13 protein-coding genes are annotated in these 11,747 nt (G+C 60.0%); all 13 read right to left on the bottom strand.

The window, feature by feature from the left end; all coding sequences use genetic code 11:
• Nucleotides 1–17 precede the first annotated feature (17 nt).
• Nucleotides 18–1,964, bottom strand: coding sequence for an ATP-dependent zinc metalloprotease FtsH (gene ftsH / locus BTE54_RS07675; RefSeq protein ID WP_065656475.1), 1,947 nt, complete (start codon nucleotides 1,962–1,964; stop codon nucleotides 18–20).
• A gap of 154 nt (nucleotides 1,965–2,118) precedes the next feature.
• Entirely contained in the window at nucleotides 2,119–3,456 is a 1,338-nt protein-coding gene (gene tilS / locus BTE54_RS07680) for a tRNA lysidine(34) synthetase TilS (protein ID WP_078052020.1), read from the bottom strand.
• Between the two features lie 27 nt (nucleotides 3,457–3,483).
• Entirely contained in the window at nucleotides 3,484–4,503 is a 1,020-nt protein-coding gene (gene ybgF / locus BTE54_RS07685) for a tol-pal system protein YbgF (protein WP_198939103.1), read from the bottom strand.
• Nucleotides 4,504–4,661: 158 nt separating this feature from the next.
• On the bottom strand, nucleotides 4,662–5,195 hold the full coding sequence (gene pal / locus BTE54_RS07690) for a peptidoglycan-associated lipoprotein Pal (RefSeq protein WP_003506243.1): 534 nt from the start codon (nucleotides 5,193–5,195) through the stop codon (nucleotides 4,662–4,664).
• Nucleotides 5,196–5,405: 210 nt separating this feature from the next.
• On the bottom strand, nucleotides 5,406–6,713 hold the full coding sequence (tolB, locus tag BTE54_RS07695) for a Tol-Pal system beta propeller repeat protein TolB (RefSeq protein WP_003523242.1): 1,308 nt from the start codon (nucleotides 6,711–6,713) through the stop codon (nucleotides 5,406–5,408).
• Nucleotides 6,714–6,733: 20 nt separating this feature from the next.
• The gene (locus tag BTE54_RS07700) at nucleotides 6,734–7,903 is read right to left on the bottom strand and encodes a cell envelope integrity protein TolA (protein WP_078052021.1); all 1,170 of its coding nucleotides are present in this window, start codon (nucleotides 7,901–7,903) and stop codon (nucleotides 6,734–6,736) included.
• 9 nt (nucleotides 7,904–7,912) lie between these two features.
• A complete protein-coding gene (gene tolR / locus BTE54_RS07705; protein ID WP_003523240.1) occupies nucleotides 7,913–8,371 on the bottom strand; it encodes a protein TolR in 459 nt (152 codons plus the stop codon).
• A 52-nt stretch (nucleotides 8,372–8,423) separates the two neighbouring features.
• Entirely contained in the window at nucleotides 8,424–9,143 is a 720-nt protein-coding gene (tolQ, locus tag BTE54_RS07710) for a protein TolQ (protein ID WP_078052022.1), read from the bottom strand.
• 261 nt (nucleotides 9,144–9,404) lie between these two features.
• Nucleotides 9,405–9,845: a tol-pal system-associated acyl-CoA thioesterase gene (gene ybgC, locus BTE54_RS07715; RefSeq protein ID WP_065656478.1), complete on the bottom strand. Its 441-nt coding sequence runs from the start codon at nucleotides 9,843–9,845 to the stop codon at nucleotides 9,405–9,407.
• Entirely contained in the window at nucleotides 9,842–10,378 is a 537-nt protein-coding gene (locus BTE54_RS07720; RefSeq protein WP_078052023.1) for an NUDIX hydrolase, read from the bottom strand. The genes ybgC and BTE54_RS07720 overlap by 4 nt, the downstream gene beginning before the upstream one ends.
• On the bottom strand, nucleotides 10,375–10,899 hold the full coding sequence (locus BTE54_RS07725; RefSeq protein ID WP_078052024.1) for an NUDIX hydrolase: 525 nt from the start codon (nucleotides 10,897–10,899) through the stop codon (nucleotides 10,375–10,377). The genes BTE54_RS07720 and BTE54_RS07725 overlap by 4 nt, the downstream gene beginning before the upstream one ends.
• Nucleotides 10,896–11,477 (bottom strand): DinB family protein, encoded by a 582-nt coding sequence (locus BTE54_RS07730; protein ID WP_078052025.1) that lies wholly within the window; start codon nucleotides 11,475–11,477, stop codon nucleotides 10,896–10,898. The genes BTE54_RS07725 and BTE54_RS07730 overlap by 4 nt, the downstream gene beginning before the upstream one ends.
• A gap of 36 nt (nucleotides 11,478–11,513) precedes the next feature.
• The gene (locus BTE54_RS07735) at nucleotides 11,514–11,732 is read right to left on the bottom strand and encodes a DUF2945 domain-containing protein (RefSeq protein ID WP_078052217.1); all 219 of its coding nucleotides are present in this window, start codon (nucleotides 11,730–11,732) and stop codon (nucleotides 11,514–11,516) included.
• Nucleotides 11,733–11,747: the final 15 nt, after the last annotated feature.

Raw genomic sequence — 11,747 nt, forward strand, 5'->3', positions numbered from 1 at the left:
TTAGCTTGCGCGAACGATCAATGCGGCTGCGGCTCCATGCCGCCTTCGGCCTCGCCGTCGCCCTTTGCTTCGGTCGGACCATCCTTCTTGGTGCCTGCCTTCGGCACTGCCGAACCACGGCTGCCCGGAGAATCGTCACCCAGATCGCGGGCGGGCTTCTCGCCCTTCAGCAGGGCCTTGATCTCGTCGCCGGTCAGGGTTTCGTATTCAAGCAGACCCTCGGCAATCGCAACGAAACCATCGTGGTTTTCCGTCAGGATGCGGCGGGCCTCGCCGTAAGCCTCGTCGATCAGGCGACGAACTTCCGTGTCGATAGTCTGGGCCGTCGCCTCGGAGACGTTCTTCGACTGCGAGACGGAATGGCCGAGGAAGACTTCCTGCTGGTTTTCACCATAGGACACCTGGCCAAGAGCATCGGAGAAGCCCCATTGCGTGACCATGGCGCGGGCAAGCTTGGTGGCCTGCTCGATATCCGAAGACGCGCCGGAGGTGATGTTTTCCTTGCCGAAGGTCAGCTCTTCGGCAACGCGGCCACCCATCATGATGACGAGGCGCGATACCATCCACTTGTAGCTCATGGAGTAACGGTCGCCTTCCGGCAGCTGCATGACCATGCCGAGCGCGCGGCCACGCGGGATGATCGTCGCCTTATGCAACGGATCGGCCACGGCAACCTTCAGCGCGGTGATGGCATGACCAGCTTCATGATAGGCGGTCAGCTTCTTTTCGGCCTCGGTCATGGCGGAAGAGCGGCGCTCCGCACCCATCATGATCTTGTCCTTGGCGTCTTCGAATTCCTGCATGGTGACCACGCGCTTGTTGCGGCGGGCAGCCATGAGGGCAGCTTCGTTGACGAGGTTCATCAGGTCCGCACCCGAAAAACCGGGGGTACCACGGGCCAGAACCTTAAGGTCGACATTCGGCGCCAGCGGCACGTTGCGGATATGCACCTTGAGGATGCGCTCGCGGCCGACAATATCCGGGTTCGGCACAACGACCTGACGGTCGAAACGACCGGGACGCAGAAGTGCGGGGTCGAGAACGTCGGGGCGGTTGGTGGCGGCGATGAGGATGATGCCTTCATTCGCCTCGAAACCGTCCATCTCGACCAGCAGCTGGTTCAGCGTCTGCTCGCGTTCGTCGTTACCGCCGCCAAGACCGGCGCCACGATGGCGACCGACGGCGTCGATTTCATCGATGAAGATGATGCAGGGCGCGTTCTTCTTGGCCTGCTCGAACATGTCACGCACACGGCTTGCGCCGACGCCGACGAACATTTCCACGAAATCCGAACCGGAAATGGTGAAGAACGGCACGTTGGCTTCGCCGGCGACGGAACGCGCGAGAAGCGTCTTACCGGTACCCGGAGGGCCGACCAGCAGCACGCCGCGCGGGATCTTACCGCCGAGGCGCTGGAACTTCTGGGGATCACGCAGGAATTCCACGATTTCCTCGAGGTCCTGCTTGGCTTCGTCCACGCCTGCAACGTCATCGAACGTCACGCGGCCATGGGCTTCCGTCAGCAGCTTGGCCTTGGATTTGCCAAAGCCCATCGCACCACGCGAGCCGCCCTGCATCTGCCGCATGAAAAACAGCCAGACGCCGAGAATGAGGAACATCGGCAAAAGCGTGCCGAGATAGCTCAGGAAACCGGAGGAACCGTCGCTTTCGGGACGCGCCACGATGGTCACGTTCTTGCTCTGCAAGCGCTCCATCAGACTGTCATCGATGACGGGGGAATAGGTCTGAAAGGCCGTGCCGTTTTCGGTATAGGTTCCGAGAACCCGGTTACCGGTGACGGTCACGTCGCGAACTCGCCCGGAATCCACATCGCGAAGAAACTGGGAATACGGAATTTCCCGAGAACCCGTTTGCGTCGGCGATGTCTGGAACATGCTGAACAATGCGATCAGCAAGAGGGCAATCACGGCCCATAAGGCGAAATTTCTGAAATTTGGGTTCATCGAACTCCCCGAACTCACACGGACAAATTTGCTGCCCGCTATAATGTGCCCCTAACATAAGGACGACATCTCCCGTTGCCAAGGCGAACGGCGTTATCTGATGCGTTTTGGTGTAAAAACTATTCCAAGGCAATTCACGAAAAAGAGGCCGGATTTAAACCGGGGGCTGTGGGTAAGCCGGGCGGCCGAATAAATTGGCGATTGCATTCGCCAACTCAAGGTCGAAACGTGACAGGAACAGATCGAAAGGTGCGAGCCTCGGCGTGACGGTGACGGCCTCCGCCCGCGAACCCGGCTCATCGGCTGCTGCGGCAATTTGCGGCAGCCCCGCCATCGCCTGCTTCGCCACCCCGGCCGGTACCGACGGAAAAAGCGCGGCCACTTCCGCAGTATCGCTGGCCCTGTGCGCTTTGACGTGCACTGGAAAAGCCGATCCGTTCTTCACGAGAAAACGATCGTCCCACAATCTCTGTTCATGTGCGCCAATATCAAGCTCCGGCAGGTTTCGCTGCTCGCGGAACATATAAAGCCCGTCCCGCCGGCGATCGAGCAGGACGCGACCGACCGTCAGTCGCCCGTTTTCAGCCGCTTTAAGAAACTCCAGAACGCGCGCCATGCTGCTTGCGGCCGGAAAATATGCCCTTCCCCCAAGGGTTGCGATCAGCGCCGCCAACCCATGCCGGAACTCGGGAAGATCGGGATTGACGCCATCGCCGGCCAATCTGGCGAGCGCAGCATGGAAAACCTGTGTATGCCCCCGCAGAAAAGCAGCCGTTGTTTCGGAAAGCGCCTGCCTTTTGAGAGAGGTTTCCACATCGATCCGGACAGGAGAGACGGGAAGCGCCTGCCGTACACGCACCCTTTCATATCGGGTATTTTCATTGCTCGGATCGTCAAACCAACCGCGCGAGCGGGAGGACACATAGCCACGGATCGCCTGCCTCTCACACATCAGGAACGGCCGCATGATCCAGTGGCGGCCATCGTATAAGACCGCATCCGCCATGCCGGAGAGACCGAGATTGTCAGAGCCGCCGCTGCGGGCAGCGCGCATCGCCACGGTTTCGCGCTGGTCGCCGACCGTATGTCCCGTCACGACAAGATCGGCGCCCGTCTCGCGGGCGACCTCGGCAATCAGGCGGTAGCGGGCAAGCCGGGAGGCTTCGGAAAGGCCCGAGGCCGGTTTGATGCCGTCCCATCGGCGGGTAACGTGGGGGATGCCTAGCTCGGCGCAGAGCATCGCCACCTTGCGCGCCTCATCGGCGGATTCCGCTCTCAGCGCATGGTCTATGGTGACAGCGGAAAGGCGCAAGCCATCCCGATCCGTCTCCGCCATTGCCTCATGCAAGGCCAGCAACAGACCGGTGGAATCACTGCCTCCGGAGATTGCGACGAGCATATGGGCTGGTGTGTGGAGATTTTTGACAAAAGACCTTGCCGCCGCGAGCGGCGCAACAGTCTTTTCGTTCAGAATGCGGGCATCAACCGGCATGGAAATACCCGCCACGGCAGGGAAAAATCAGCAGCTCAGCCGTTTCTGTTCGCTGGCAACCTTGCTCAGCACAGTCTTGGAAGCATTGGGATAACGCTTCGGCACCTCGCGCAGCGTGGCGCAGGCGGTTTCGGTATTGTCGAGAGCGGCAAGCGACATGCCGAGCTTCATCAGCATTTCCGGCGCCTTCGGCGATTTGCCATAGGCCTGATGGCCGTTCAGGAAGGTCTTTGCGGCCTCGTTGAACTTGCCCTGGGAATATTGCGCCTCGCCCAGCCAGAAGCTCGCATCCGCGGCCTTCGTGCCCTTGGGATAACCCTGCAGATATTGCTGGAACCCCTGTTCCGCCAGCTTGTAGTCACCGGAAAGAACATGGCCGTAAGCGGCCTGATAAATATCGCCTTCGCTGGTAAGCGCCGCCGTATTCACCGGATCCGTCTTGCGCTGGCTATTGCCCGTGCTGACGCCCGGAAGGCTGGCAGAGGAATTATTAGCGCCCTGATTCAACGTGCCGCCAACCGGCATTCCCTTGGAATCAAGCTCGATGGAGCCGAGCGTCGTCTCTCCCGGTGCGCCTGTCGGAGCGGTGGAGGGAGCAGACGAAGAAACGGAAGCGCCACCCTCGGGTGGCGTTTCGATGATCGTTGCAACGTCGTCGGTCGGCGGTGAGGCCGGATTGACCGGACTGGCTTCCGCCTTCTTTTTCGGCGCAGCGGTCGGGCTTGCACCCTTGCCGCCGGCATTGCCGCTCTCCAGTTCCTGGAAGCGGAACTCATTGTCTTCCTGCGCCTTGCGGATCGTTTCCTGCATCTGCAGAAGCTGGAAGCTCATTTCCTCGATACGGCCGTTGAGCTGCCGGATCTGTTCTTCAAGCTGCTGAACCCGATAGGCTTCATTGGCCTGAACCCGGACGACCGGGGGCTGCTGCTGAGAGTTGATCGTGCCGAAGCTACCCCCCGCACCGAACAGCGGACCCGAAACGGCGATGCCGCTCAAGCCGGTGCAGGCTGCAAGCCCCAGCATTCCCGCCACGACAAGTTTCTTCATCTCATTCGTCCTGCCTTAACTGATTTGCACCGGAATGGCGCAAGCCGGATTTTTTCCATATCGACCGAAAAAGCAACTTAACTTCGGCCAAACTATGAAAAAAACAAAAGGCGGCCCAAAGACCGCCTTTCATTAAAGATCACAATAACGTCAGGCAATCACATGCCCGCGCCACCGAGAACCGTCACGGCGCGGCGGTTCTGCGACCAGCAGGAGATGTCGTCGCAAACGGCGACCGGCTTTTCCTTGCCGTAGGAGATCGTCTTCATGCGGTTAGCCGGAACGCCCTGGGAAGCCAGGAAGTCGCGGGTTGCAGCCGCACGACGGGCGCCGAGCGCCAGGTTGTATTCGCGCGTGCCGCGTTCGTCGGCATGGCCTTCAACGGTGATGGCGTAGTTCGGGTAACGGGCGAGCCACTGAGCCTGGCGCTGCAGGGTCTGCTGGGCGTCAGCGCGGATAGAGGTCGAGTCGGTGTCGAAGAAGATGCGGTCGCCGACATTGACCGTGAAGTCCTGCTGGGAGCCCGGCGTTGCGGAGCCCGCGCCACCAAGGCCAAGTTCACCGGCGCTGTTCGGCATGTTCTTCTTGTTCGCGCAGCCTGCGAGAGCGAGCGCGAGCGTCATGGCGATGACAGCCGGGTTACGGGCCAGTTTCTGCATGGGGCTGAGTGCCGAAATGTGTGTACGGCTCATCGCCGGTCTCTCCTTAGGATTTCAATAACGTTGCCGGACACTAACTGATCGCGGTTAATAGCCGGCAAACGCTTATGGTTAACAGAAAGGAAATGTCCCATTTTTTTGCTCCCTCACAACACTTTGCGGCAAGAAAGAGGCGCACTTCCCCATGGTATCAAGTAAAACATGACGGCGCCGGCATGAACCGGCGCCGTCATGGCAGTCATATCAGTCCAGAAGCGGCGACCATGCTGGATCCGAAGCGAAAGTCGGCGTCTTGATGAGCTGTTCGTTGTAGCCCGTCAGGTCGATCGAATAGAGCTGCGGACCGCCCGCACCGGCGTTCTGACGGAAGAACATCAGCACGCGGCCGTTCGGCGCCCAGGTCGGGCCTTCATTGTGGAAACCGCTGGTCAGGATGCGCTCGCCCGAACCGTCGGTCTTCATCACGCCGATCGAGAACTTGCCGCCCGACTGCTTGGTGAAGGCGATCAGATCGCCGCGCGGCGACCAGACCGGCGTGGAATAGGAACCATCGCCGAAGGAAACGCGCTGCTGGCCGGAACCATCGGCATTCATGACGTAAATCTGCTGGCGGCCGCCGCGGTCGCTTTCGAAGGCGACGCGCTGACCGTCGGGCGAATAGGACGGCGCCGTATCGATCGCCGACGTGTTCGTCAGCCGTGTCGTGGTGCGAGAGCGCAGGTCCATCGTGTAGATATTGGCGTTGCCATCCTGCTGCAGACTCATGATGACCTTCTGGCCATCCGGAGAGAAGCGCGGCGAGAAGGTCATGCCGGGGAAATTGCCGACAACTTCGCGCTGTCCGGTTTCCAGCTGCAGCAGGTAGACGCGCGGCTGCTGGCCTTCGAAGGACATGTAGGTCACTTCCTGACGGTTCGGCGAGAAACGCGGCGTCAGGACAATGTCGTTCGAGTTGGTGAGATTGCGGACGTTGAAACCATCCTGGTCCATGATCGACAGCTGGCGCTTGCGGGCCGTCTTCGGGCCGCTTTCAGAGACGAAAACGACGCGGGTGTCGAAGTAGCCCTTTTCACCGGTGATCCGCTCATAGATGGCGTCGGCGATGATGTGGGCAACGCGGCGCCAGTTTTCCGGCTGGGTAAAGAATTGCTGGCCAGTCATCTGCTGGTTGGCGAACGTATCCCACAGGCGGAATTCGGCGCGCAGGCGGCCATCGCTTTCACGCGTGACACGGCCGGTCACGAGCGCCTGGGCGTTGATGACCTTCCAGTCCTCGAAACGCGGCTGCTGATCCGGATTGCTGATCTTTTCGATGAAGGCGTTCTTGTTGACCGGCGCAAAAAGGCCGGAACGCTGCAGGTCGGCGGCAATGACCGCGGAAACCTGCGCGCCGATGCCGTCGCTCGACATGAAGTCGGTGATGGCGATGGGCAGCGGCTCGACATTGCCCTTGTTGATGTTGATTTCCACCCGCGCAAAAGCCGGTGCGGAGAAAACCGACATGAGGGCCGCGACAGCGAGCACCAGCCGGATCGGCGAAAATATCTTCATGTTGCCAGGCCTTTCAGCATTCATAGCAATTCACTGGGATCGAAGTTCACGACAACTTCGTTCCATGCGTCATATTTGTCGGCAGGAAGGTTTGTGAACGGAGCAGAACGCATGATGGCGCGATAGGCTCCGCCGGAAAGAGCACGACGTGTTCCTTCGGAACCGCCGGTCGCCTCGATCTCGGGCCGACCGATGATGGTTCCATCACGGTCGAGCTTCATGGTGACCCGGACGCGAACGTCCGAGGCATCCGCCATGCCGGGAATGATCTGCCAGTTCTTCTGGATCGCGCCACGCAGCGCATCCATTTCCGTCTGGCTGAGCGTCGAACCGCCCGTCGTCTTCTTGCCGCCAAGCGAGGCCTGCTGGGTGGAGCGCTTGGCGCCGCCACCCGAAGGCGCCTGCTTGTTCAAAAGCGCGGCGATATCGTCGGCGTTAAAATCGCTTTCCTTCGAGGAAGCCGATTTCGCAGTCTCCTGCTTCTTCTCGCCGGGCTTCTTGTCGGAAGGCTTGTCGGTGGACTTCGCCTGATCGGGCTTGGTCTCGGCCGGTTTTTCCGCGGGCTTCTGCTCGGCAGGCTTGGTCTCGACCTGCTTCGGCTCTTCCGGCTTCGGCGGCTCGGGACGGGAATTCGGGCGCGGTACGTTCTGCGGCACGGGAATTTCGGCCGGTTCCTGCTGCGCGGGCGGCGGCTCTTCGGCCTTCTTTTCCTGCGGCGGCGGCTCCGTCTTCGGCTGCGGCGCGATCTCGGGCTTGGTCTGCGGCAAGGCGGCCATTTCCTGCGGCTTCGGAGCCGAGGTTTCTTCCTTGACGATTTCCTTCACCTCGTTCGCCTTGGTGTCGACGACGGGTTGCGGCTTTTCCTGCTTTGGCGGAGCGGCAGCGCTGATATTGTCGTTCGGCTTGGTGGTCGGCGTCGGCGGCGCGTCAAGATCGACCGTGTTGTTGCCGACATTCTGGGCGTTTTCGACGATATCCGGCCGCGTGGTCGGAACGGGGGCCGACTTTTCCGCTTTCGGCGCGTTCTTGTCGCCCTGCTGGATCTGGCTCAGCTCCTCGATGGGCACCAGTTCCACCGGCAGGGCCTCGGCCTGCGACACGTCAAGCGGCTCCGGCGAGCCCAGGGAAACGAGGGCGAAAGCCAGAAGCGACGCATGCACGATCGCGGATGTGGTAAGGCTGCCCTTCATCGTTTTACGTCAATTGTCCTGTTTCTGCTGGGTCACAAGGCCGATATTCTTGAAGCCCGCCGCCTGGATGCGCGCCATCACATCTGCGACGACGCCGTATGCGGCAACGGAATCCGCGCGCACGAAGATGCGCTCGTTATAACCTGTCGTGGCGATTGCCTGCAGCTTGTCGGCCACTTCTGCCGCCTGAATTTCCGTTTCCTGCAGATGGATCTGGCCATTGGCGTTGACGGAAATGGTGATCGGCTGCGTATCCGAGTTCAGCGCATTGGCGGATGTCTGCGGCAGATCGATCGGCACGCCGACCGTCATCATCGGCGCTGCCACCATGAAGATGATGAGCAGCACGAGCATGACGTCGACCAGCGGCGTCACGTTGATCTCGCTGATCGCGCCGCCCCTGCGTCGTCCGCCGCGCCCCCGGCGTCCACCGGAACCGCCGCCGCTGCCACCTGCTGACATACCCATATCATCTACTCCATTTTGCCTTGCGGCAAATTACTGCACAGCATGCGGCCGCTTACTGGGCGGCCTGCCGCGTCTGAAGTTTTTCATCGATCTGGCGCGACAGGATCGCGGAGAACTCGTCGGCGAAACCTTCCATGCGGGCGGAAAGCTTGTGCGCGTCGGCCGTAAACTTGTTGTAAGCGATAACCGCGGGAATAGCCGCGACAAGACCGATGGCCGTTGCCAGAAGCGCTTCGGCGATACCCGGCGCCACGACCGCAAGGTTGGTGGACTTCGAACCGGCAATCGCCTGGAACGAGGTCATGATACCCACAACCGTACCGAAGAGACCGATGAAGGGACCGGCCGAACCGATGGTGGCGAGCGAACCGAGACGCGCCTCGTATTGTTCGCTTTCACGCGCCATGGTCACGTCCATCGCCCGGTCGATGCGCATCTGCAGACCGATGGGCGAGCGTGCGCCACGCTCGAAGGATTTCTTCCATTCGCGCATGGCGGAAACGAAAATCGCCGCAAGACCGCCGTTCTGGCGTTCCGCCAGCGTGCGATAAAGCTCTTCGAGCGACTGGCCCGACCAGAAGACCTGTTCGAACTGGTCGAACTGGCGTCTTGCCTTGCCGAAGCTCGCATATTTGTCAAAGACGATCGCCCACGTCCAGACCGAGGCGGCGATAAGTCCGATCATCACGAGCTTCACGATGAGGCCCGCCTGCATAAACAGTGCCCAGAGACTTACATCGTGCGTCGCCGCTGCCAAACCTGCCTGTTCCATAAATATCCAATCCCCGAATCCAAACGCCCGGTACGGGACCGGGCGATTCAAACGCGTGTTAACGCTCGAAGTCCTGCGGCAACAGCCGCCAACCCCTTAGCCATACCCCGATACTTGCCAGTAAGCCTTACTTGCCAATAAATTTGGTGAAAGGAAGGCGTGCGCCGCACAAATGCCAGTTGCTAAAGTAAGACACCATTATGGTTAAAGGAGTGTTACAACCGGGCCACGCCAGATGGATTTACTGGATGGAACCGCCAATTACTTCAGGAATTTTTCCGCCACCGTCTCCGGAAGACGCCTCGGGCGACCGTTGGCGTTGATGACGGCGATGATGACCTTGGCGGCGACCAGCAGTGTTTCGCCGCGCCGGATTTCCTGATTGAGCACCATTTTCGCGCCGCCGGCCTTCTCGGTGATAGTCGTGATCGTCAACACGTCATCCATCCGCGCCGGGCTTTTGAAATCGATCTCCATGCGATGCACGACGAAAACCAGCCCCTCCTCATCGGCAGTCAGAAGCGCGCTTTGTTCGCAGCCGAGGCAGCGCAGGTAATCGGTGCGGCCACGTTCGAGAAAATGCAGGTAACGGGCGTGGTAAACGAGGCCGGAGAAATCCGTATCCTCGTAATAGACACGCTGCGTCAGGCGGTGGCCATGTTCGATAAGCTCACCCGAAAGCGAAACCACAAGCTCGCTCATATTATCTCCTTGGAAATTTCAACTGCATCGGGACGTCCTTCGCGGACGATAAGATGCTCATGCCGGTGCGGCAGCGCTTCGATACGCTCCGCGATGAAACGGGGCCTCAGATCGCTCTTCAGAAGTGCTGAAGGCTGCGCGGGCAGCCAGCGGAATTCCACCTCGACACCATCCAGCACCCGATGCACGATATCGCTTTCATGGAACGGCAGGGGCTGGCGAAGCGAAACGAGATAATAAAATCCGAGCTCATGCGCCGCAAAATCGTCATAGGCGAAAAAACTCTCGGCCGACCAGAGAAGACGTTCGACGGAACAATCCCGGTCAAGCTCCTCGCCGATCTCGCGGATGATGGTTTCCTGCGAGCTTTCGCCGATTTCGGCACGCCCGCCGGGCAAGGCCCAATAAATGTCCTTCGCACCGCGCTGGACGAGAACATGGCGGTTCTGAAAGATCAGCGCCGCCACGCGCATGCTGAAAAGCTGCGGTTTCCGGTCCAGCCGGATCATGTGGCGTTCAGGGGCAGAGGTCATTTATCGTCCAGATCGCCGTCATGCCAGACGAGGTGTCTCGTGGCCTTAGGCAGGTGCTCTATTTCGTCGGCGATGAAATAGGGCGGAATATCAAGCTCGGTCAATGCCTGACGGGTTGCGGCGACCCAGCGGAACTCCAGCTCGTTGTCGCCGTCCTGAACGCGGTGAATGATATCGGTCGGATGAAAGGCCAGCGTCTCCGGCAGGTCCATCAGGTAATAAAACCCGAGTTCGTGCCAGTCCTTGCCTTCGTAGTGGAAGAAATTTTCGACCGCCCAGAGAAGCCGCCCGATCTTGGCCTCGACGCCAAGCTCTTCCACCATTTCGCGCGCCAGCGTTTCTTCGGAGCGTTCGCCCATTTCGGCGCGGCCGCCCGGAAAGGTCCAGAATTTTTCATGCGACGCCCGGTGCACCAGGACGTGGCCATCGCGAAACGCCAGTCCCGCGACCCGCATCTGAAAAATGCGCTTCGGCTTGAACTTGATGCGGATGCGGGTGTCCTGCTTGGTATCGTGTGTCATGGCGCTGACCTGCGGGCTGGAAACATCAAATCGGTTTCCGTCCACCCTAGCGCATCCATCTCATCTTTTCTCGCCTTTGCGTCATCTCCCACAATGAATTCATCCAGTTGCGGCGGCTTGAGCGCGGTGCCGGACAACATCGCATGCGCCTGCCCGCGATGATGCGTCTGGTGCTGGAAGAGATGCGATAGAATATCGTCGCAGCGATCGTGCTGGATACGCGCGCCGCGATGGATATTGACGTTAGCGGCAAGGCCGTCTTCATCGAGGCTGTCGACAAATGCGATCAGCGCCTCGTCCAACTCCGTCTGGGCGACACGCAGATCCGCCATGGTCGCGAAAGGCTCTTCTTCAGCAAAGGCCGCAAGGCCGAGCGTGCCACCTTGCAGGGCATCGATATAAAAACGGTCAACGGTGTAGATGTGGTTCAGCGTCGCGCGCAGCGTCGGAAAGAAACTCACACGGGAAGCCACAAACGCTTCCTGCGAAAGCTGAAGACAGGCCTGATGCAGCCGAAAATTTGCCAGCCGGTTGTTGCGCGCGAGTTTGCGGAAGACCCGCAGCGGATCGTAAGACATGAAGGCTCCTCAATTGCCGCCGAAGGGCGGCGTCGTTCAATAGACGCGCTCAAGCTCCGATCTGCTTTTCAGAACCCTGGCGCCGTCTTCCTGTTCGATCAGATAGGCAGGCTCCTGCCTGCTCGCCTTCCGCTTTATTCTGGAGCCGGCGATGGTGCGTTCGACATCAACCGTGAAAATCTCGACGATTTTACCTTCACCGGTACCACTGCCCCAGTTCCACCGGACCTTAGTGCCCTTGCGATACACCGACATGATCATCTCCGTGCC

Source organism: Agrobacterium sp. YIC 4121, assembly GCF_002008205.1.
Classification (GTDB): Bacteria; Pseudomonadota; Alphaproteobacteria; order Rhizobiales; family Rhizobiaceae; genus Agrobacterium; species Agrobacterium leguminum.